Below are 21,513 nucleotides of genomic sequence, written 5' to 3'. Positions count from 1 at the left end.
ATTATAATGACGCCATCAGTAAATGCCACGTTATCCGTTAATCATCGTGAGAAAGGAGGACATATTTTGCCGCGTCGCACTGTTCCAGTTGCGCGCAAAGCCCCTCAACCACCGCGATCAGGCCGGTTTCATCCTCCTGATCGAAGCGTTGGTATACGGTGCTGTCGATATCCAGCACCCCGATGACCTGCCCGTTGACCCGCAGCGGCAACACAATTTCTGCATTGCTGGCGGCATCACAGGCGATGTGGCCCGGGAAGGCGTGGACGTCACCCACGCGCTGGACAGCGCCTTGCGCCACGGCCGTGCCGCACACACCTTTGCCGACCGGGATGCGCACGCAGGCGATTTTCCCCTGGAACGGCCCCAGCACCAGGGTCTTACCGTCCATCAGATAGAAGCCCGCCCAGTTCACACCCTCAAGGCGCTCATACAGCAGCGCACTGGCGTTGGCCAGTGTGGCGATAAAATTGGTTTCGCCGGCCAGCAGCGCGCCCATATCACGTTTTAATTCCGCGTAGAATTCAGTTTTATTCATGTTATGACCATAGAATCTGTGGGGTAATCAGCGCGGCACGGCGCTTAGCCCCTATAAAATAAGCATTAAATGCGTATCGTCACAAGGTTAATCGGAGGTTACTTCACAAAACCCCCTGTGCCGGGGTATGTTGGCCGCAGAAAGTCGTCGGATTTATCTGAGCCATGCCTGACCGCATCCCCATTTCACGCTACGCTAAGTATCCAGATGTGCATCAAAAAACGATTGTCCCCTCCGGCCGGTACCGCCGGGTGCGGATTGTGCCCCAGATAACGCGCAGGGAACGCACATTTTTTTGTAACCAGGTGGCACAGACCCCTTACAGGCTGTTTACGCACCTTCTGCCGAGTCCGGGATCATGAAAATAGAGACACTCTCCGGCCCGTTGCCACAGGCCCGTTACCAGCGTTGCAGCGAATGCGACATGCTGTTTACCCTGCCCCCCTTGCGGGGCACGGAGTCCGCCTACTGCCCGCGCTGCAATGCCCGGGTAGAGAAAGGGCGCGACTGGTCGCTGACGCGCCTGGCGATCGTGGCCGTGACCGCCCTGCTGCTGATGCCCTTTGCCTTCAGCGAACCGCTAATCAGCATCCGCCTGCTCGGCACCCGCATCGATGCCTCGCTGCTGGAGGGGGTCATGCTGATGACCGACCAGGGCTCGCCGCTTACCGGCAGCATGGTGCTGTTCTGTGCCGTGGGCGCGCCGCTGACGCTGGTGCTCTCCCTGCTCTACCTTTATATCGGGCGGCGGCTCGGCATGAACCTGCGGCCGGTGCTGCTGATGCTGGACCGGCTGAAAGAGTGGGTGATGCTCGACATCTACCTGGTGGGCATGGGCGTGGCCTGCATCAAGGTCAAAGAGTATGCCGACATCACGCCGGGTCCTGCGCTGGCCGCCTATCTCGCGGTGATGCTGCTGACGATCCTGCTGCTGATCCACCTGAACGTGGAGCAGTTGTGGGCGCGCCTCTACCCGCAGCCGCAGCCGCCGGGCACGCCCGACAGCCTGCGCCTCTGCCTGCCGTGCAAATTCACCGGCCACCCGGACGCCCGCGGCCGCTGCCCGCGCTGCCACGTGCCGATGCGCCCGCGCCGCCGCCACAGCCTGCAAAAAAGCTGGGCGGCGCTGCTGGCCGCGATGATTTTCCTGCTGCCGGCCAACCTGCTGCCGATCTCCGTCATCTATGCCAACGGCCAGCGGATGGACGACACCATCTTCTCCGGCGTGGTCTCCCTCGCCACCTCCGGCAATATCCCGATTGCCGGTATCGTCTTCATCGCCAGTGTGCTGGTGCCCTTTACCAAGGTCATTGTGCTGCTGGTGCTGCTGCTCAGCATCCATTTCCGTACCCAGCACAGCCTGAAAACCCGTATCCGGCTGTTGCGGCTGGTGACCTGGATTGGCCGCTGGTCGATGCTCGACCTGTTTGTGATAGCGCTGATGATGTCGCTGATCAACCGCGATCAGCTGCTCTCGTTTACCATGGGGCCGGCTGCCTTCTATTTCGGCAGCGCGGTGTTCTTAACTATCCTGGCCGTACACTGGCTGGATAGCCGTTTGATTTGGGATGCACATGCAACACGAAACGCCGACTACACCGACTGAGGCGCGGGTAAAAAACAAGCGCCGGATCTCACCGTTCTGGTTACTGCCCTTTATTGCCCTGATCATTGCCGGGTGGCTTATCTGGAGCAACTATCAGGAGCGCGGCACCACCGTCACCATCTCCTTCCAGTCTGCGGCGGGCATCGTCGCCGGCCGCACCCCGGTGCGTTATCAGGGGGTGGATGTCGGCACCGTGCAGACAATCAGCCTCAGCAAGGATCTGCACAGCATCCTGGTCAAAGTGAGCATCCGCAGTGAGCTGGAAGATGCGCTGCGTGACGGCACCCAGTTCTGGCTGGTGACGCCCAAAGCCTCGCTGGCCGGGGTCTCGGGGCTGGATGCGCTGGTCGGCGGCAACTACATCGGCATGATGCCCGGCCCGGGCGAGCCGAAAACCCAGTTCACCGCCCTGGATACCCAGCCCAAATTCCGCCTGAACACCGGCGAGCTGATGGTGCACCTGCGCGCGGCGGATCTCGGCTCCCTGAATACCGGGTCGCTGGTCTACTACCGCAAGATCCCGGTCGGCAAGGTCTATGACTACGACATCGCGCCCGGCAAAGAAGGGGTAACGATTGACGTGCTGATCGACCGCCGCTTCGCCAACCTGGTGAAGCGTGACAGCCGCTTCTGGAACGTTTCCGGCTTCCAGGGGGATTTCAGCCTCCAGGGCGCGTCGGTGAAGATGGAGAGCCTGGCGGCGCTGGTCAACGGCGCGATCGCCTTTGACTCGCCCACCGGCGGCACCCAGGCCACCCCGGAGCAGACCTACCCGCTCTACCCCGATCTGGCCCACAGCCAGCGCGGGGTGCTGATCAAACTCGACCTGCCCTCAGGCGACGGCCTAAATGCCGGCCACACACCGCTGATCTACCAGGGGTTACAGGTCGGTACCCTGACGGCAGTGACGCTGAACAAGGGCGGCAAGGTCACCGGTGAACTGACGGTAGACCCGTCGGTGGTGGAGCTGATGCGCAGCAACACCCGCATCGAGCTGAACAGCCCGAAACTCAGCCTGAACGATACCCGCCTCAGCGCCCTGCTCACCGGCAGCACGCTGGAGCTGATCCCGGGCGACGGTGACCGGCAGGATCACTTCACGGTGCTCGACAGCAGCCTGAAACTGCTGCAGCAGCCGGACGTGCTGACGCTGGCGCTGCTCGCCCCGCAGACATACGGCATTAACCCCGGCCAGCCGCTGATCCTCTACGGCATCAATGTCGGCCAGGTACTGACGCGTGACCTCACCGATGCCGGTATCCTGTTTAAAGTGGGGGTCAGACCCGAATACCGCCACCTTATCCATCAGGACAGTAAATTTGTGGTTAACAGCCGGGTCAATGTGAAACTGGGGCTGGATGGCTTACAGGTCACCGGGGCCAGCGCCGCAGAGTGGATTGACGGCGGCATCAAAATCCTGCCGGGCACGAAAGGTGCCCCGGCGGGCCGCTACCCGCTCTACAGCGATGAGCAGAAAGCAGAGGAAGGCACCCAGGGCGACACCCCGAAACCGACCCTGACGCTGACCGCCGACAGCCTGCCGGATGTGCAGGCCGGCTCGGTGGTGCTCTACCGCAAATTCCAGGTCGGCGAAATCACCGACATCCGCCCGCGCGCCAACGCCTTTGACGTGGATGTCTACATCCAGCCGGAGTACCGCAAACTGCTCACGGACAAGAGCATCTTCTGGGCGGAGGGCGGCGCGAAAGTGCAGCTGAACGGGGCCGGGTTCTCGGTGCAGGCATCGCCGCTGAACCGCGCGCTGAAAGGGGCAATCAGCTTTGACAACCTGGACGGCGCCACCTTTACCAAAGGGGTAAAACGGGTGCTTTACAACAATGAGACCGCCGCGCGCGCCGTGGGCAGCCAGATCACCCTGACCACCTTTGACGCCAGCAAGCTCTCACCGGGGATGCCGATCCGCTACCTGGGCATCGACATCGGCCAGGTGGAGTCCCTGAAGCTGACGCCGGAACGTAACCAGGTGGACGCCAAAGCGGTGCTTTACCCGGAATATGTGCAGACCTTCGCCCGCACCGGCACCCGTTTCTCTATTGTCTCCCCGGAGATCTCCGCGGCCGGGGTGAGCAACCTCGACACCCTGATCCAGCCCTACATCAATGTAGAACCGGGCGCAGGCGGCCATATGGCGCGCGTCTTTGAGTTGCAGGAAGCCACCATCACCGATTCGCGCTACACCGACGGGCTGGGCATCGTGCTGGATGCGGCGGAAACCGGCTCGCTCTCCGTGGGCACGCCGATCCTTTACCGCGGTATTGAAGTCGGCACCGTCACCGGCTTCTACCTCGGCGCAATGGGTGACCGGGTACACGTCACACTGCGCATCAGCAAAAAGTACCAGCACCTGGTGCGCAACAACTCAGTGTTCTGGCTGGCCTCCGGCTATAACCTGCAATTCGGCCTGACCGGCGGCGTGGTGAAAAGCGGGACCTTCCAGCAGTTTATCCGCGGCGGCATCGCCTTTATGACCCCGCCGAGCATTCCGCTGGCACCGAAGGCGCTGCCCGGCAAGCACTTCCTGCTTAACAGTGAGGAGCCGAAAGGCTGGCAGGCGTGGGGCACCGCCATCCCGCAGAACTGATCGCGGGCAGCTACGGCACACTCTTAAAAGCAGCCTGCGGGCTGCTTTTCTTTTTTACCGCAGCCTGCGGCGGCGGCCATTTCACCGCGGCAGCGCAGCTGTGCTAGACTGCGCGCCACTTTTATTGCGCTTGCGGACCCTCCCCTGTGGCTAAACACCTCTCTGCTTTCCTGCCGCCTGAATTCCTCGCGGCCACCCGCGCCATCATGCCCGCTGAGCTGGCGATGGACGACTTTATCGCGGCCTGTCAGCGCCCGTTGCGCACCAGCCTGCGCGTCAATACCCTGAAAATCAGCGTGGCAGACTTCGTCACCCGTGCCGCCGCCTACGGCTGGCAGCTCTCACCGGTGCCGTGGTGCGACGAGGGGTTCTGGATTGAACGCAGCGACGACGAAAGCCGGCGGCTCGGCAATATGCTGGAGCACCTGGCCGGGCTGTTCTACCTCCAGGAGGCCAGCTCGATGCTGCCGGTCAGTGCGCTGTTCAGCGATAACGCGCCGCCGGAGCGGGTGCTGGACGTGGCCGCCGCCCCCGGGTCGAAAACCACCCAGATCGCGGCGCGGATGGGTAACCTCGGCGGCATCGTCGCCAATGAATACTCGGCCAGCCGGGTGAAAGTGCTGCACGCCAACATCAGCCGCTGCGGCGTCAGCAACAGTGCGCTGACCCACTTTGACGGCCGGGTGTTCGGCGCAGCGCTGCCGGAAACCTTCGACGCCATTCTGCTGGATGCGCCCTGCTCCGGCGAAGGGGTGGTGCGCAAAGACCCGGACGCGATGAGCAACTGGTCGCCGGAGAGCATCGTCTCCATCGCCGCCACCCAGCGCGAGCTGATCGACAGCGCGTTCCATGCGCTGAAGCCGGGCGGTACGCTGGTCTACTCCACCTGTACCCTCAACGCGCAGGAGAACCAGGAGGTCTGTGGCTGGCTGCTGGCGCGCTACCCCGGGGCGGTCACGGTGGAGCCGCTGGACGGGCTCTTCCCCGGCGCGCAACGGGCTGCCACGCCGGAAGGCTTCCTGCACGTTTTCCCGCAGCTCTTTGACAGCGAAGGGTTCTTTGTGGCGCGGCTGCGCAAAACCGCCGCCATCGCCTCCCTGCCCGCGCCGACCTATAAAGTGGGCGCGTTCCCCTTCTCCCCGCTGCCGGGCAAAGAGCGCGACGCCGTGACGCAGGCGGCCCGTGCCGCCGGGCTGCCGCTGCCGGCGACCCATTCGCTGTGGCTGCGTGACAAGGAGATCTGGCTGTTCCCACAGGCGCTGACGCCGCTGTTCGGCAAGGTGCGTTTTTCGCGCATCGGCCTGAAGCTGGCGGAACGCTTCCCGAAAGGCTACCGCTGGCAGCATGAGGCGGTGGTGGCGCTGGCGGACACCGCAGGCCATGCCGCGCTGGAGCTGGACGCAGAGCAGGCACAAAGCTGGTTTATGGGGCGCGATCTCTACCCGGACGTTTTACCGGACGCAGAGGAGATCATCCTCACCTGGCTGGGGCAACCGGTGGGGCTGGCCAAGCGCATCGGCAGCCGGATCAAAAATGCCCTGCCGCGTGAGCTGGTCAGGGACGGGGCCGCCTTTGTGCTGCCACCCCAGGCCTGACTGCCGGCAAACAGATACTCAGCGGGCGTAAGGCCCGCTTTGCTTATTAATCCCGGCGTGATAACCCGGTTTCCTTGATTAAAAAATCATCATATCCTCTCAAAAATCCTCCATATATATTAATAATTCTGATTGATCCACCCTCCCTCGCTGTTTATCTAAATTATCAATTATTTACTCTTATTTAACCTGTTACTTACCTTCTGTTAATTTCCTCACGTAAAAAAGCCGCCATAGAGTAAAAAATAGACAACATCCACGAAGAAGGACTTTTTTTTATTTTTGAGAGGAAATATGACGAAATGTATTCTAATAATTAATCTTATTAACAAGATTAACCATTGCAGTCCACGGCAGGAGGCGCTTCCCCGCCCGCTGATCTCTCCCCCTGATGCAGCTTTTGCTTTTACTGAAAGGAACAGGTTATGAAGAAAACACAACTCACGCTGGCTTCTCTGGCGCTGATGATGCTGGCTCCCTCTGTACCCGTTTTTGCCGGTACTGTCACCGGTAACCTGGGCGTCACCCTGACGATAGGTGCCGGGTGCGAAGTGATCGGGGGCGACTCGACCGGCGCCGTGAACCAGTTCGGTACCCTGAGCTTTGGCGAATACTCTTCGCTGGCCAACATTATCAACTCCCAGTCCACCGATGCGGCCGGGACCGGTAACCTCCAGCTGCTCTGCACCACCGGCACACCGTTCACCGTGGCGCTGGATAACGGCCTCAACGCCGCAGGCGGCCAGCGGCGCATGGCCGGCACCGGCGGCACCTTTATCAACTACAACCTCTACCAGGAACCGGCCCGGACGACCCTCTGGGCACCGGGCACCCCGCTGGCAGCCACCGGCACCGGCACCCCGGTTAACCTGATCGTCTATGGCCAGGTGCCGGCGCAGGCGACCCCGGCCGCCGGCACTTACACAGACACCGTGACCATGACGGTGACCTGGTAACGACACCCTGATGACATACCGCAAAGGAAGGCGGGCCGGGTTAGGATTGGCCGCGGTGCTGATGGTGCCGGTGCTTCCCGCCACGGCCGTGACCAAGACCGCCAGCGTCGGTTTCAGCGCCACGCTGGTGGCCGCCTGCACCGCCGGCACCACCACCAACGGGACGGTGAGCTTCGGCACGCTCAATTTCGGCACAGTCTCTTTCCTCTCCCGCCCCGTCAGCGTAGCCGGCCAGCAAAACGCCGGTGCCATCCAGATCAGATGCAACAACGGCACCGCCTGGCGGGTGGGGCTGGGCGGCGGAAACAGCGGCAACACTGCCGCACGTTATCTGGTCGGCGGCCCCTCTGCGCAGCGGATCACCTACAACCTTTATACCAACGCGGCCTATACCACCGTCTGGGACAACGCCACCGGCGTGGCCGGTATCGGCAATGGGCAGACTGTCTACCTGCCGGTCTATGGCCGGATACCGGCGCAGGCGACGCCCGGCGTAGGGAGTTACAGCGACACGGTACAGGTCACCGTCACCTGGTAACGGGAGGGAACCGCGTTGATGCGATGCAGATGGCCGCTCTGGTGGCTGATGATGGCGCTGCCCGCCGGGGCGGACACCGGCGTGGATGACCTGAGCAAAAGCCAGGTGTTCACCCTGAGCGCCACCCTGGTCAACGGCTGCGTGCTGGGCAGCGGCAGTGCCGACGTCACCACCTTCGGCACGCTGAACTTCGGCAACGTGCCGTCGCTGGATACGCCGGTGGATGTGGTCTCCAGCCAGGGCAGCGGTTCGATCGTGCTGAAATGTACCCCCGGCACCCCGGTGACGCTGGCACTGGGCAACGGCAATAACGTGACAGGCTCTATTTCAGCCGGTCGCCGGCTGATCAAGGCCGAGACCGGTGAAACCCTGGCCTATCAGCTTTACCAGAATGCCGCCCGCACCACCGTGTGGGGCAACGGCAGTAATGGCGGCACCACCCTGGTGCTCAGCGCCACCGGTGCGGTGCAGGAGTACAAGATTTACGCCCGGCTGCTGAACACCGTGACCTTGCCCAGCGCAGGCACCTACAGCGACAGCGTGCTGGTCACCGTGACCTATTGATATTGACCTCTTGATGTAATGTGAAAAGGATATTTGGCATGAAGTTACCGGTATGGGCACCCCTGTGGTGCGCACTGCTCTCCCCCTTCCTCAGCGCACCGGCGCAGGCCGCTGCCGCGATCCTGATCTGGCCGATTGACCCGGCGATTGAGTCCACCCAACAGGCGTCCGCACTCTGGCTGGAAAACCGTGACAGCAAACCGGTCTACCTCCAGGTGCGTATCCTCCGCTGGCAGCAGGTGAATGGCGAAGAGCGCTACGACAGCCAGACAGAGGTGATCCCCAGCCCGCCGGTGGCCTCTATTGCCCCCGGCAAACGCCAGCTGGTGCGGCTGGTACGCAACAGCCAGGTGCCGCCGGGCCAGGAGCGTGCCTACCGCATTCTGGTGGATGAGGTGCCGCAGGGCGACGCCGCCCCGGAGAGCAACAGCCTGGGGCTGAAATTCCAGATGCGCTATTCGGTGCCGCTGTTCGTCAGCGGGCCGGGCATCTGGACCAAGCAGGACTTTGAGCACCCGCGCGACTATGCCACCGCCACCCAGCCGAAACTCCAGTTCCGCGCCGTCTCCGCCCAGGGCAAAGCCTGGCTGATGGTGCGTAACCAGGGCGTGGTGCATGCCCGTATCGCCAATGTCTCCTGGCTGGCGGGGTCCCGCCGCGTGCCGCTGAACACCGGCCTGCTGGGGTATGTGCTGCCGGGCCAGGAGATGCGTTTCCCGCTGGCTCAGACAGTGGGCGGAGCAACCCGGCTGGAGGCGACGGTCAATGACAACCCGCAGCCTGTTACACTTCACCCTTACTGACCGGTGCACCGGGGTGATTGCGCGCGCCGCGCCTGACAGGGGGCGCTGATGCCCTGCCCGCACAGAAAGCCGCTGATGATCCTGCTGGCGCTGCTCAGCCCCGTTGCCGGGGCGGAGGATCTGCCGCCGCCCCCGGTGGCGGCACCCGCGCCCGATCTCCCGCCGCCGCCCACGGCGGTGGCGATGCCCGATACGCTGCTCTACCTGGAGATTGTGGTTAACGGGCAGCCTGGCGGCCAGGTGCTGCCGGTCGAGTACCGCGGCGGCCACTACTATTTAACGCCTGACCAGCTGCGCGAGGCCGGGGTGCCGCTGACGCAGTCCGGCAGCCAGCCGGTGGCGGTTGACCAGATCGACCCGCGATTGCAGGTGAGCTACAACGGTGAGAGCCAGCAATTACTGATCTCGGTGCCGGGTGACTGGCTGCCGGAACAGCGCGTCGGCGATGGCCCGCGTGAGAATTTCCTGCCGGCCGAAAGCAGCACCGGTTTGCTGTTTAACTATGATGTCTACGCCAACCAGACGCCGCACAGCCCGTCGCGCGGCTACGCCTCCGCCTGGACGGAGCAGCGGCTGTTCGGTGGCTTCGGCGCGCTGACCAACAACGGCATCTACCGGCGTGACCTCGGCGGCGTGCCGGGCGTCAGCGCAGAGAACCGCTACATCCGCTATGACACCCAATGGCAATACAATGATGACGTGAACCGGATGAGCTACAGCGTCGGGGATGTGATCACCGGCGCGCTGCCCTGGAGCAGCGCGGTGCGGCTCGGCGGGCTTCAGGTGGCGCGCAACTTCTCTACCCGCCCCGACCTGATCACCTACCCCCTGCCCGCCTTTGCCGGGCAGGCCGCGGTGCCGAGCACCGTCGATCTCTATATCAACAGCTATAAAACCAACAGCAGCCAGGTGAACCCCGGCCCCTTTACCATCGACAGCGTGCCTTACGTCAGCGGCGCGGGGGAAGCCACCGTGGTCACCACCGATGCCCTGGGGCGGCAGGTTTCCACCGTGGTGCCGTTCTATGTCGCCAGTGAGCTGTTGCAGGCGGGCCTGACCGACTACAGCTTCAGCGCCGGGGCATTGCGGCAGAATTACGGCATCCGCTCCGCCGATTACGGCGAACCGGCGGCCAGCGGCCTGGTGCGCCACGGCCTGACCGACTGGCTGACGCTGGAGGCGCAGGCGGAAGGCGCGCCCGGCATGGCGGTGGGCGGCGTCGGCACCGGGCTGCGGCTCGGCCGGTTTGGGGTGCTGAACCTCGCCTGGAGCGGCAGCCAGAGCAGCGCCGATGCGTTTGACCAGTCGGAACAGGCCGCCCAGGCGGTCGACCCGCGTGACAACACCGGCGTGGTGGACAGCGACGTCACCAACACCCTGGACGGCGTCACCGGGCTTATCGCGCCGCCGGAGGGCGGCCGCGGCAACCAGGCCTCGTTCGGTTATACCTACAGCAACCAGCTTTTCAGCCTGAGTGCCCAGCGCATCCTGCGCAGCGAGCGCTACGCCGACCTCTCCAACTACGACACCCGCTCGCGCCTGAGCCGCCGCAGTGACCAGCTCACCGGCAGCGTCAGCCTCGGGCGGTTCGGCACCCTCGGCAGCGGGTATTTTGACGTGCGCGACGCCCGCGGCGTGCGCACCCGGCTGGTTAATCTTAGCTACAGCAAAAGCTTCTGGCATAACATCTCTTTCTACGCCACCGCCAACCGCGCCATCGGCGGTGAGGGGTTCAACGCCCAGCTGATGATCAGCATCCCGTTCGGGGACGCAGGCACCGCCAGCTTCAGCGCCACCCGCGACACCGACAACCAGTGGAACGGCCGCGCCACTTACAGCCGCGCCATCCCCACCGACGGCGGTTTTGGCTGGAACATCGCCTATGCTGACGGGCAGGTCAGTGACAGCCAGTACCAGCAGGCTGACCTGAGCTGGCGCGGTGACCACATTGAAACCCGCGGCGGGCTGTACGGCAGCCGCAGCAACCTCACGCGCTGGGGCGAAGTCAGCGGGTCGCTGGTAGTGATGGGCGGCGGGCTTTACGCCACCCACCAGGTCAATGACGCCTTCGCGCTGGTCTCCACCAGCGGCTACAGCGGCATCCCGGTCTCCTATGAGAACCAGAAGATCGGCGAAACCGACGAGCGCGGCTACCTGCTGGTGCCGTCCGTGACCTCGTTCTACCATGCACGTTTCCAGATCGATCCGCTGAACCTGCCCGCCGACGTCAGCACCCCGACGGTGGAGCAGACGCGCGCCATCCGCCGCGACAGCGGGTTGCTGATCACCTTCCCGGTCAAGGCGCTCTCCTCGGCCAACCTGACGCTGATCGGCCCGGACGGCAAACCGCTGCCCAACGGCAGCCCGGTCAGCCTTGCCGGGTCGGCGCAGAAGAGTTACGTCGGCTGGGATGGCCTGGTGTGGCTGGAGGAGGTGCAGCAGGAGAACCACCTGACCATCACCCGTGCGGATGATGGGTCACGCTGCCGGGTGACCGTGCGGCTGCCGCGCCCGCAGGGCATCCATAACCTTGGGCCGCTGGTTTGCCGGCCATGACTGACAGGAGCCAGAGATGAACACCGTACCCTTTTCCCCCGCGCGCGCCGTGAAATGGCTGGGGCTGCTGCTGGCGCTGTCCGCCGGTGCGGCCCAGGCCGACTGCGCCATCACCAACGGGACGGTGAACCTCGGCACCCGCAGCTCGTTTACCGTCTACAACAGCCAGTTCAACGCCCAGGGCACCGGCGGGCTGAGCTGTAGCGGCGTGACGATCAACCTGCTGACCAACAACACGGTGCGCGGCACCATCCAGTCCACCACCAACGGCATGCGGCTGGCCAACACTGACGGCTCCGGCGATACCATCCCCTACCTGATCTACCCGGACGCCAACTACCAGTACGCCTTCAGCACCGGCCAGACCATGGACTACGGCAGCCTCGGCCTGCTCACTGCGCTGTTCCAGTCCACTAACGTCACGGTGCCGATCTACATCCGCACCACCGCCGGGGCCAATGTGCGCTCCGGCACCTATACTGATGTGATTAATATCAACTGGACCTACTCCGTCTGCACCCTGGGGCTGGTCGGGGCGTGCCTGAGCGCCTGGACCGGTACCGGCGTCGCGCCCGTGACGGTCACGGCGATCATCACCAAAGATTGCGCCATTAACAGCGCCCCCAATGTCAACCTCGGCAGCGTGGCGCTGGTCGGCCAGTTCAGCGCCGTCACCTAGAGCGTGACGTTGACCTGCACCAAAACCGAGGGCTATAAAACCTATTTCACCACCGGCAGCAACTACGTCAGCCCGTGGCGGCGGATGCGCAACGGCACCACCAGCAACTACCTGCAGTACCAGATTTACCAGGCCAACGGCACCACCGTCTGGGACAGCAGCAGCAAACTCACCGGCGTGGGCAGCGGCCTGAGCCAGAGCATCTCCTATGTGGTGCGCGTTAACGCCGCCCAGGCGGAACAACCGGCCGGCAACTACAGTGATACTGTCAGCCTGGTGCTGGAATATTGAGCGGCGGGCCGCATTGCCCGTTTTGGAGAGCGCATCATGCAACATGATGACAACCATGAAACCCGGCGTCTGGCGCAGCTGGAATCGATGTATGCCACTGCGCCGGCCGGGCTGTGCTTTATCGATCTGGACGCGCGCTATGTGATGGTCAACGAGGCGATGGCAGGCATTCTGGAGATGCAGCCCGCGCAGATGATCGGCCATGAGGCCGGTGAGTTTATCCCGGCCTTCCGCCCGCTGATCAATGAGGCGCTGGCGTATGCCGCCCGCCAACAGGCGATGCCGGACATGGAGTTCATCCTGGGGGAGCGGGCCTATTTTGTCCGCATCAAACCAGCGCAGGATCATCAGGGGCAGCTCAGCGGCCTGTCACTGGCGATGATTGACCTGACCGGCCTGAAGCAGATGGAGCGGGCCTTGCGCGAAAGCCAGGAGCATTACCGCAATATGGTGGAGCTGAACCCGCAAATCCCCTGGACGGCCGACCCGCACGGCCTGCTGACGGACGTCAGCAGCCGGTTTCAGCGCATTACCGGGTTGTCACATCAGGCGATCCTCGGCGACCGCTGGGTGCAGGCGCTGCACGCCGAGGATCGCCGCCGCGCCCTGGAGCGCTGGCACGCGTGCGTGAAAAGCGGCACGCCGCTGGATATGGAGGTGCGCTTCTGCCACGTCGAGCGCGGCTGGAACTGGATGCGCCTGCGCGCCGCGGCGCGTTACTCCCCTGAGGGGCAGTTGATACGCTGGTACGGCACCGCCGAGGACATCCATGAGCGCAAACTGCTGGAGCTGAAGCTGGTCAAAGCCAACCGCCGTCTGGAGATTCAGGCGCACACCGACGCGCTGACCCGGCTGCCGAACCGGCGCGAGTTCAAAAGGGTGCTCAGCCATGAGTTTATGCGCGCCCGGCGCGCCCTCTCACCGCTGTCGCTGATCATGATCGATATCGACTACTTTAAAGCGTTTAATGACCACTACGGCCACCTGTCAGGCGATGCCTGCCTGCGGCTGGTGGCGCGCACCCTGCGCCGGGCGCTGAAGCGCAGCACCGACGTGGCTACCCGCTTCGGCGGCGAGGAGTTTGCGGTCATCCTGCCCGACACCGGCCCGCCGGGCGCACAGGTGGTGGCGCAGCAGCTGATGGAAGCGGTGCGCGGGCTGGGCATCCACCATCAGGGCAGCCTGTTCGGCAACGTCACCATCAGCCTAGGCACGGCCACCTGGCACCCGGCGGAGGCCGGGGATGAGATTGAGCAGGCGGACATTATTAATGCTGCCGATGAGGCGCTCTACCTCGCCAAAAACCGCGGGCGCAATCAGGTAACCATGATGGCGGTCACACCCCGCCTCACGCCGCGCTGATCGCCCGCCTGTTCCGGTAGCCGCCGCTGGCAATTTCATCCGGCTCGGCTACGCTCAACAGAGGAGGCCAGACTGGTCATACCTCACCCGCCAGCCACTGAGGATCGTACTATGGGCAAAAGCACTGTAAAAATCGGCAGTTATGAGATCGACGACGCAGAACGTTCCGCGCCGGATCACACCGGCACGAATACGCTGCGCATTCCCTGCAAGTCTGACCCGGAGCTCTGTATGCAACTGGACGGCTGGGACGATCACACCAGTATTCCGGCACTGCTCGATGGGCAGCAGTCGATCCTTTACAAAGAACATTATGATAAGGCGGGGGATGCCTGGGTGATGCGGTTAGAGAGTTAGGCCGGACGCGCCCGGCCCTGCGGCCCCGCGCAACGGTGTTACCCCTGTGGCGCGGAGAGCGCGATGCCGCGGCCGGCGAAGAAGCGGGCGAAGGTGGTCAGCGGAAGCGTGACGCAGGACTGGGTTTCCGGGCGGTCGCCGGAGGGGTTGTGGAAGGTGATGTGGCTGTCGTCCGCCTGGGACACCAGCACCAGGTGGCCGCCGGTGTGGGGAGGGTCGGTTTCAGGCCGGCGGATTGACGGGTGAACAGAGGCGATAAACCAGCTGTACGCTGTGAGCAGCGGCGCGATCTCTGCTGCCGCCAGCCCGGTGCGGACGGCGGCCGCCATCTGCCACGCCTCCTGCACATAAGCGACAAAGGGCGCGTAAATCAGCCCGCGGATCTTATCGCCTTCACGCACATAGGTGCCGTACGGCAGGCTGTCGCGCGTGAGATGCAACAGCGGCGGCGGGGTGTGGCCGCTGGCGGCCAGCGCCATCTTCAGACAGCACATCCCGCAGAGATGGTTGGCCCACTCTGCAAACTCCGCCTGTGACTGCGCACCGGAGGCTGCCCAGCCGGCGACTTCCAGCAGAGAAAGCCGCCCGTCAATAATCGCGGCTGCCGCAGCCGGGGATTCCCACTGGCTAAAATAGGGCACCGCCCCCGGCATTCCGCGTGCCTCAGAACGTCTCGATGACACGGAAATTCATCAGCACCAGCGTCATCTGCGGGGAGAACATCTCATACTCCTCGAAAAACGCCTGCTGCTGCTGACGCCAGCCAGCCAGCGTCCCGTCGCCCTCATTTTCCGCTTTCGCGTGGGATTCCGGCACCTGGTCAAACGGCACCAGATCGGTGGCGGTCAGCTCAACTGCGCACACCGGCTGGTTACGCCCGTCCACAATCACGAACTGATCGCCCACCTGCGGCACGCCCTCATCGTCCAGCGCCGCACAGGTCGCGGTCTTGGTGCCGTCTACCACTTTCTGCGCCAGCGCATTGGCCTGTGCCTCGTTATCCGCAAACGCCCAACGCTCTAAATCCTGATACTTTTCCGGCAATGTTTTCATTATCTCGCTCACTTTTTCCGCCCGGCACCCGGCCAGGCCTGTTCTGTCAGGTAAAGCCCGGCGCACGGCCGGGCATAAAGGGTCAGGGGGCGGCGGCCGGGGCCCCGCCGCAGCGCACCGGCAGTGACTGCGGCCACTGGCGCTCACTGCCGCGGCCATAGAGCACCCGCATTCCGCACACCTGCCCGACCCGCGCCAGCGGCTTACCATTGGCGTCAATCATCATTGCGTCCTGCGCACTGGAGACAATCGCTACCCCGCCCTCAAAGGGAGACGCCGCCTCAAACACCGGCGGGATAACAAACTCGCCCTGCGCATCCACAAACCCGTAGCGCCCGCCGGTTCTGGCGAACGCCAGCCCCTCTGCCGGCAGCCCCAAATCCTGATAATGCAACACCCCCAGCGGCTGGCCTTTGGCATCGATCCAGCCCATATCGCCGGGCCCTGCCGCCAGCACCGCCCGCCCGCCGCTCATCCGGCTGCCGTGCCCGGCGACGGTCAGCGCCACCCGGCCGTTAGTGTCAGCATAGCGGGTCGTGGCCTGGCCGCCATTGTCGAGGATACTGAAACTCATCTCGCTGGCGGCAGGCCAGTACCATGGCCCGCCCGGTAACGTCCCGACGACGCTGCCCTGCGCATCGATCACCTGCGTCACCTGCCCCTGCGCCCGCAGCGCGCGGCCGTTGACGAAGGCGCTGCCCGCGCCACGCCCGTCGGCGGCAATCTGCCAGCCGCCCTGCGCGTTCAGGTAACCCTCCTGCGGCAGGCGGGAGAGCTTCAGCCAGTCGCCCAGCGCGTGGATGGTGGTGTCCTGCTCGTTCAGCTCGGGGCGGCCGTCGGCAGACAGCAACCACGACTGCCCGTCCGGCGCACCGGCCAGAATGCGGCCGCCGCTGAACGGCGTCTGGGTCAACCCGCGTGTGGGCGGCACGCGCGGCTTTCCATCCGTGCCGATCAGGGTACGCAGGGCGGCGGTTTCACTGCCCGCGTCGGCGGGCAAGGCAGCGAACCACAGCGCCGGGTTAATGCGCACCAGAGCCGCATACTCCGGCGCAATCGCCCAGCTGTTCTGGGAAGTGATCACGCCCCAGCGGCCATCCGGCTGCTGTACCTCCGCCTGCCCGTCAGCATAACGGCCCACCTGCCGGTAGGCCGGAGCGGCCACTACCCGTTGCGCCACGGCGTCGAAGATGCCCCAGGGAGCCTCCTGCGCGGCGCTGTCGCGGAAGCGGAACCAGCCATCGCCGATAGACGCAATCTCTATCTCATCCGGCAACGCATAGCGCTTGCCCTGATGATCCAGCGCGCTCAGGGTGCCGTCGCGGTAAACGAACGCATACCCCTGCACAAACGCCGAAATGTTATCTTCGCCAAACGGCAGGCGCTGCTGCCCCTGGCTGTCCACCAGCCCCATGCCGTCGCCGGTGGTGACAATAAATTGCAACGGCGCGCCCCCGGCGGCCCCGGCGTCGGCACCGTCCGCCAGGCTCACTGACAGCCATGACGCCTGCTGCAGCAGCGAGCCGTCAGCACGCAGCAGCCCGGCGTTGCCGCCGCCCGCTTCCGCTGGGTCGATACGCGCCAGCGGCATCTCCGGTTGCACCGTGCGCTGGGTGAGGTCGTTGCCGTAAAGCGGTTGCAGCGGGTGCCCCGCCAGCGCCTCCAGCGTACGGGCGCTGAGCAGCGCCTTGCCCTGCGGGCCGATGACGTTCAGCAGCTTGCCGCGCGCGTCGCGCAGCCAGAGGCGGCCGTTCACCCGCTCCACGGTGGCGGCCTGTGCCAGCCAGGGCGCGTTGCCCAACAGGGTGCCGTCCGGCGCAATCACGCCATTGATGTTGCCGCCCGGCCCGGCGCGCGTCACCAGATAGGGCAAGGTGTCATGCTCATCAATCACGCTGCCCGCCGGCAGCGTCACCGGGGCCGCGCTCCCGTCCAGGTAGAGGTTTACCGGCCCTTTGCCGCGCTCCAGCACTGCGCGGTCATGGATGCTCAGGGCCGACACGGCCCCTTCCGGCAGGGTGCGCATCACCGCGCCGCGGCTGTCGAGCAGGTCAACCTGCCCATCGGCCTGCGTCGCCTGCCAGATGTCGCGGGTCAGCGGCTCCGCCGCACGGTAGCTTCCCGCCACCTGCGACCCGTCCGCACGGATAAAGGTGATGCCGTTTTCACCCTCGGCCCGCGCCAGCCCGCTGCCCTGCGGCGGCACGGTGATGGCGCTGAACTGCGGCGCGACCCGCCACGCCAGGCCGGCATCGGCGATGCCGTAGCGGTTTTCGGCGTCACGGGCGATAAACAGCCCCTCGTGGCCGAAGGGCTGCACAATCTCCATCTGGTCGCGGGCGTTGTGGCGTTGGCCATCCGGTGAGAGGAACACCGTGTGATAGGTGAGGCGGATGTGGATCGGGTTGCCGTCCTGCAGGGCAACACTCTCCACCCGATCGTCGAACGGCTGGCCGACCGGCTCGCCGCGGCGGTTAATCAGCTGCGGGCGGCCTTCCCGGGTGACCACCGCCACGCCGGGCTGGGTAAAATCGGCGGCGCTGTCAAACTGCGGCGCAATCGCCCATTTGCCGCTGAGGTCGATGTAACCCCATTTGCCCTGCCGGCGGGCGGCGGCCAGATCATAATGGTAATCACTGACCGCCTCGAACACCGGACGGATCGCCAGCTGGCCGGTGCTGTCCAGAAACCCCCAGCGGTGGCCGCTCAGGCCGGGGGCCAGCGCGACATCATCCACCGGCAGATCGGCAGCGGGCAGCAACACAGCCGCCCGCCCCTGATGCACATCACGGATGCAGAGGTTTATTGCCTGCGGCAGCGCCGCGCGCGCCCTCGCCTGTGCCCCCTCTTGCACCGGGCTGCTGCAGGGCGTTTCCGCCGCGGCGGCCACCTGCTGGCTTAACGCCAGCAGGGTCAGCACACCGCCTTGCCGCAAGACCCGGCCAAAGAGGGGTTTCATTTTCCGGCTCCCTGCGGGCTGCCTGCACAGGTCACGGCCTTGGCAGGCCATACCGGATGGCCTTTGGCATCGGTGACGATGCGCTGATTACAGCGCACCAGCAGTTGCGCCTGCACTTTGCCGTTGGTGTCGATCATCTGGGTCACCCCTTTATGCACGACCCAGGCGCGGTGGTCACTGAACTCCCCGGCGTCGCTGTAGGCCGGTTTAATCACAAAGCGGCCGGTCTTGTCGATATAGCCGTTCAGCGGCCCAAAGGTGGCCCGCTTCACCGCGCGGGCGCGGGCATTTTTCAGCGGCCCCAGCTGGTCAAACGCGGGGGCGACCACGGTTTTGCCCTCGGCATTCACAAAGCCGTAGCGGTTATCCGCGCCGCGCAGCCCCACCAGCCCCTCGGAGGCGGTGGCGGTGACCAGGCTGTCCAGCCCGGCGAAACGCTGGATCTCGCGGCCGCTGAAATCACGCAGCACGCTCTGCTGGGCGGCCGGGTCGTTATCCGCCACACGCACCATGCCCACCAGCGGCACCGCGCCCGGCGCATCCGGGATCGGCTGGCCGCCGTGGCTGTCGATCAGGGTGGTGCGCTGGTCACGCTGGGCCACGGCCCACTGGCGCGGGCCGGTAAAGGCCAGCGGCGCGGTGTAGATCGGCGCGACCTGCCATTCACCCTGGGCATTGATCGCCCCGAAACGCTGGCCGAAGTTCAGCAGCACCCGGTCACCCTCAATGTTCGCCTTCTCAACCGGCACGGCCTTCGCCATCACGGTGCGGCCTTCGCCGTCCAGCAGGGCCACGCCGCCCTCTGCCGGTTTCACCAGCCAGTGGTCACGGCCCACGGCACGCGGTTTCTCCAGCAGGTCTTCTGCCAGCGGCAGGCCGTTTTCCGCGCTGACCAACTGGTAACGGCGCGCCTCCCCGGTGCCGGTAGTGGTCAGGTAGAGGCCGTTGCCCATCGCCAGCGGTTTTTCACTCTGCTCAGCATCCGGCGCGATAGCCCAGCCCCCGGCCGGGTTGATCACGCCCCAGGCAGTGCCGCTGCGCGCCAGGGCGTAACCGTTGCTGAAAGGTTCAATCTGCTCATAAACAGGCGCGATGATTTCGCGTTTGCCCGCGATGTCCCACAGGCCCCAGCGCTGCTGGGCACCCTCACCGGCCGCCGTCAGTAACAGGCCACCGGAAAGCCCTTTCGCCATTTGCAGCGTCCGGGTCGGGACATCCATCACGTTGCCGCTGCGATCGATGATGCGCCGGCTCTCGGTTTTCCCGTCGGTGACGGTGGCCCAGCCATAGGCCCCCTCAAACGGCTGGATCTGCACGAACTGCGGCGGGATCACCCACTGGCCGTTGGCGTCCACTGCGCCTGTTTTCTGCGTCTGGGTACGGATGCGCAGCGGGGCGGCGGTGTCGCTTTCGATGGCAGCCCACTGCGGGTCAGAGAAGATTTCGCCGTGCGCGGTCAGCAGCGCCGGCGGCTGTTTTTTGTCTGACGGCGTCAGAACGGCCAGCGGCAGACGCTGCTCCGCCTGCGCATCATCCGGCGACGGCTGGCCGCCGAGCAATTTCACCTGGTAACCGGCCAGCGCCTTCAGGGTCGCCTCAGAGAGCAGGCTGACGCCGCGGCTGTCGACGATCTGCACCAGGCGCGGGTTCTCTTTGCCCTGGGTAATCCACAGCGCCTGCGGCTGGATGTCGAGGCGCGCGTTATCCGCTTTGATCAGCTGCACGCTGTTTTGCGGCCCGATCATCACCACGCCCTGATCGCTGGTGCCGACCCACCACTGGTGCCACGGGCGCAGTGTCGCGTCCAGACCGGCGGGCAGATCCTGCTGTTTCTCCAGCGCCGCATTCAGCAGCTGGCGCGCGCCCTCTTGCGTGGTGACCAGCCAGTTGCCCTCCGGCAGCGCGGTCACCGCTTTGTAAGTCTGTTTGCTGCGCACCGCGCCCTGGCGGTTAATAAAGGCCCAGCCGTTTTTGCCCTGTACTGCCAGCGTGTCGCCGTTCAGCACCGGCAACGTGCGGCTCTTGATGCTCATCGGTTCGATGGCCCAGCGGCCGGTCTCATCCAGATAGCCCCAGTAACCGCTGGTGCGGGAATCACGCTGTTGCACCGGGGTCAGGCCCGATTGCGGTGCCTCAAGCGCCATTACATCGTCCGGCAGGGCCAGGGCGCGGTTGGTGTCCGCCTGCCACAGCGCCGGGGCAATCTGCATCTGTACGCTGGCCAGCGACTGGCCGCCGACAAACCCGGCACTCTCCGGGTTGACGGCAAACGGCAGGGTCCGGGTCACTGCGCCCTGTTTGTCGATCAGCAGCAGGCGGCCGTCTGCTTCCACCAGCGCGGTGCCTTCAGCATTAAACGGCGTGGCGCGGCTGAAGCGCGCCGGGATCACCCAGTTGCCGCGCTGGTCGATGTAACCATAGCGGCCGTTCTGTGCCACGGCGGCCAGCCCATTGCTGAACCCCTGGGCATCACTGAACGCCGGATCGATCGCCAGATGACCGGTGGTGTCGAGGTACCCCCAGCTGCCCTGCTTCTCTTTACCGCTGCCGAGCAGCACCGGCGACAGCCCCTGCTGGAACGGCTGCTGGCAGGCCTGCTCACCCTGCACATGGGTGCACCCTTTCAGCCAGCCTTCATCGGCGCTGGCCGGAAACAGAAAAATGGCGTTAATCGCCAGTGCCAACGCGCTGAGTGCTCCTGCGCGGGTAAAATGTTCGGCGTGATGCATCCGATTCCCTTTATGGCAAAAGTAGATAAAAGTGTAGCGTATTCCGTACCGGCCTAAGCCCGGTACATCATTGCGCAGCAACGGCCGGCGGGGTTTGCACGCGTGCGCCGTTACGGTTCCTGTGCCCGGTTGTCAACGGAATAACCGCTGCCCACCGGACAAATAAGCAACAAATTGTAACTATAAATCCGGGGAACGCGTGCCGCCGCCGGGCAGCGGCACGTTTTTTTCACATGCCCGGATAACCGCAGCGTTTATAACATAGGCGCGGAAGTTTTAAAAACCGGCCAACACGTCAAATGGTTAGCTTTTCCTGCCGCCGGAC

Annotated in this window: 17 protein-coding genes; 12 read left to right on the top strand and 5 right to left on the bottom strand. The window is 64.6% G+C overall.

The window, feature by feature from the left end:
* Positions 1-37: 37 nt before the first annotated feature.
* Positions 38-538, bottom strand: a complete 501-nt coding sequence (locus CYR32_RS01810) for a GAF domain-containing protein (RefSeq protein ID WP_101821943.1) — start codon at positions 536-538, stop codon at positions 38-40.
* A 358-nt stretch (positions 539-896) separates the two neighbouring features.
* Here CYR32_RS01810 and yebS point away from each other — a divergent pair, with 358 nt between their 5' ends.
* From yebS to CYR32_RS01755, 12 genes are all read left to right on the top strand, one after another.
* Positions 897-2,144 carry a membrane integrity lipid transport subunit YebS gene (yebS, locus tag CYR32_RS01805; RefSeq protein WP_101821941.1) on the top strand — a complete coding sequence of 416 codons (1,248 nt, stop codon included), beginning with the start codon at positions 897-899 and terminating at the stop codon, positions 2,142-2,144.
* Positions 2,113-4,746, top strand: a complete 2,634-nt coding sequence (locus CYR32_RS01800) for a PqiB family protein (RefSeq protein ID WP_101821939.1) — start codon at positions 2,113-2,115, stop codon at positions 4,744-4,746. Before yebS ends, CYR32_RS01800 begins: the two co-directional genes overlap by 32 nt.
* Before the next feature lie 206 nt (positions 4,747-4,952).
* Positions 4,953-6,341: a 16S rRNA (cytosine(1407)-C(5))-methyltransferase RsmF gene (gene rsmF / locus CYR32_RS01795; RefSeq protein ID WP_420912817.1), complete on the top strand. Its 1,389-nt coding sequence runs from the start codon at positions 4,953-4,955 to the stop codon at positions 6,339-6,341.
* A gap of 425 nt (positions 6,342-6,766) precedes the next feature.
* Complete coding sequence (locus tag CYR32_RS01790) at positions 6,767-7,297, top strand: Csu type fimbrial protein (RefSeq protein ID WP_101821935.1); 531 nt, start codon at positions 6,767-6,769, stop codon at positions 7,295-7,297.
* A 10-nt stretch (positions 7,298-7,307) separates the two neighbouring features.
* A complete protein-coding gene (locus tag CYR32_RS01785; RefSeq protein ID WP_241523729.1) occupies positions 7,308-7,835 on the top strand; it encodes a Csu type fimbrial protein in 528 nt (175 codons plus the stop codon).
* An 18-nt stretch (positions 7,836-7,853) separates the two neighbouring features.
* Positions 7,854-8,399: a Csu type fimbrial protein gene (locus CYR32_RS01780; protein WP_101821933.1), complete on the top strand. Its 546-nt coding sequence runs from the start codon at positions 7,854-7,856 to the stop codon at positions 8,397-8,399.
* A 38-nt stretch (positions 8,400-8,437) separates the two neighbouring features.
* Positions 8,438-9,202, top strand: a complete 765-nt coding sequence (locus CYR32_RS01775; RefSeq protein WP_101821930.1) for a fimbrial biogenesis chaperone — start codon at positions 8,438-8,440, stop codon at positions 9,200-9,202.
* A gap of 75 nt (positions 9,203-9,277) precedes the next feature.
* Positions 9,278-11,758 carry a fimbria/pilus outer membrane usher protein gene (locus tag CYR32_RS01770; RefSeq protein WP_420912816.1) on the top strand — a complete coding sequence of 827 codons (2,481 nt, stop codon included), beginning with the start codon at positions 9,278-9,280 and terminating at the stop codon, positions 11,756-11,758.
* Positions 11,759-11,774: 16 nt separating this feature from the next.
* Complete coding sequence (locus CYR32_RS01765) at positions 11,775-12,437, top strand: spore coat protein U domain-containing protein (RefSeq protein ID WP_241523728.1); 663 nt, start codon at positions 11,775-11,777, stop codon at positions 12,435-12,437.
* A gap of 9 nt (positions 12,438-12,446) precedes the next feature.
* A complete protein-coding gene (locus tag CYR32_RS21810) occupies positions 12,447-12,728 on the top strand; it encodes a Csu type fimbrial protein (RefSeq protein ID WP_241523727.1) in 282 nt (93 codons plus the stop codon).
* A gap of 36 nt (positions 12,729-12,764) precedes the next feature.
* Positions 12,765-14,090 carry a GGDEF domain-containing protein gene (locus CYR32_RS01760; RefSeq protein WP_101821929.1) on the top strand — a complete coding sequence of 442 codons (1,326 nt, stop codon included), beginning with the start codon at positions 12,765-12,767 and terminating at the stop codon, positions 14,088-14,090.
* A gap of 111 nt (positions 14,091-14,201) precedes the next feature.
* Positions 14,202-14,447 (top strand): DUF1480 family protein, encoded by a 246-nt coding sequence (locus CYR32_RS01755; protein WP_101821927.1) that lies wholly within the window; start codon positions 14,202-14,204, stop codon positions 14,445-14,447.
* Between the two features lie 38 nt (positions 14,448-14,485).
* On the opposite strand, the gene CYR32_RS01750 is transcribed toward CYR32_RS01755, so the two are convergent.
* The 4 genes from CYR32_RS01750 to CYR32_RS01735 form a co-directional block, all read right to left on the bottom strand.
* Positions 14,486-15,100 (bottom strand): hypothetical protein, encoded by a 615-nt coding sequence (locus CYR32_RS01750; RefSeq protein ID WP_101821925.1) that lies wholly within the window; start codon positions 15,098-15,100, stop codon positions 14,486-14,488.
* A 10-nt stretch (positions 15,101-15,110) separates the two neighbouring features.
* On the bottom strand, positions 15,111-15,500 hold the full coding sequence (locus tag CYR32_RS01745) for an ASCH domain-containing protein (RefSeq protein WP_101821923.1): 390 nt from the start codon (positions 15,498-15,500) through the stop codon (positions 15,111-15,113).
* A gap of 82 nt (positions 15,501-15,582) precedes the next feature.
* Entirely contained in the window at positions 15,583-18,459 is a 2,877-nt protein-coding gene (locus CYR32_RS01740) for a WG repeat-containing protein (RefSeq protein ID WP_241523726.1), read from the bottom strand.
* Positions 18,456-21,188, bottom strand: a complete 2,733-nt coding sequence (locus tag CYR32_RS01735; RefSeq protein WP_101821919.1) for a WG repeat-containing protein — start codon at positions 21,186-21,188, stop codon at positions 18,456-18,458. The genes CYR32_RS01740 and CYR32_RS01735 overlap by 4 nt, the downstream gene beginning before the upstream one ends.
* Between the last annotated feature and the right edge of the window lie 325 nt (positions 21,189-21,513).

The organism is Chimaeribacter coloradensis (genome assembly GCF_002858715.1).
GTDB lineage: Bacteria > Pseudomonadota > Gammaproteobacteria > Enterobacterales > Enterobacteriaceae > Chimaeribacter > Chimaeribacter coloradensis.
This window is presented reverse-complemented; position numbering and strand designations above follow the sequence as displayed.

Coding starts and splice junctions, on each gene's coding strand:
- CYR32_RS01810 (WP_101821943.1), bottom strand. CDS start 538: ATGAATAAAACTGAATTCTACGCGGAATTAAAACGTGATATGGGCGCG.
- yebS (WP_101821941.1), top strand. CDS start 897: ATGAAAATAGAGACACTCTCCGGCCCGTTGCCACAGGCCCGTTACCAG.
- CYR32_RS01800 (WP_101821939.1), top strand. CDS start 2,113: ATGCAACACGAAACGCCGACTACACCGACTGAGGCGCGGGTAAAAAAC.
- rsmF (WP_420912817.1), top strand. CDS start 4,953: ATGCCCGCTGAGCTGGCGATGGACGACTTTATCGCGGCCTGTCAGCGC.
- CYR32_RS01790 (WP_101821935.1), top strand. CDS start 6,767: ATGAAGAAAACACAACTCACGCTGGCTTCTCTGGCGCTGATGATGCTG.
- CYR32_RS01785 (WP_241523729.1), top strand. CDS start 7,308: ATGACATACCGCAAAGGAAGGCGGGCCGGGTTAGGATTGGCCGCGGTG.
- CYR32_RS01780 (WP_101821933.1), top strand. CDS start 7,854: ATGCGATGCAGATGGCCGCTCTGGTGGCTGATGATGGCGCTGCCCGCC.
- CYR32_RS01775 (WP_101821930.1), top strand. CDS start 8,438: ATGAAGTTACCGGTATGGGCACCCCTGTGGTGCGCACTGCTCTCCCCC.
- CYR32_RS01770 (WP_420912816.1), top strand. CDS start 9,278: ATGATCCTGCTGGCGCTGCTCAGCCCCGTTGCCGGGGCGGAGGATCTG.
- CYR32_RS01765 (WP_241523728.1), top strand. CDS start 11,775: ATGAACACCGTACCCTTTTCCCCCGCGCGCGCCGTGAAATGGCTGGGG.
- CYR32_RS01760 (WP_101821929.1), top strand. CDS start 12,765: ATGCAACATGATGACAACCATGAAACCCGGCGTCTGGCGCAGCTGGAA.
- CYR32_RS01755 (WP_101821927.1), top strand. CDS start 14,202: ATGGGCAAAAGCACTGTAAAAATCGGCAGTTATGAGATCGACGACGCA.
- CYR32_RS01750 (WP_101821925.1), bottom strand. CDS start 15,100: ATGCCGGGGGCGGTGCCCTATTTTAGCCAGTGGGAATCCCCGGCTGCG.
- CYR32_RS01745 (WP_101821923.1), bottom strand. CDS start 15,500: ATGAAAACATTGCCGGAAAAGTATCAGGATTTAGAGCGTTGGGCGTTT.
- CYR32_RS01740 (WP_241523726.1), bottom strand. CDS start 18,459: ATGAAACCCCTCTTTGGCCGGGTCTTGCGGCAAGGCGGTGTGCTGACC.
- CYR32_RS01735 (WP_101821919.1), bottom strand. CDS start 21,188: ATGCATCACGCCGAACATTTTACCCGCGCAGGAGCACTCAGCGCGTTG.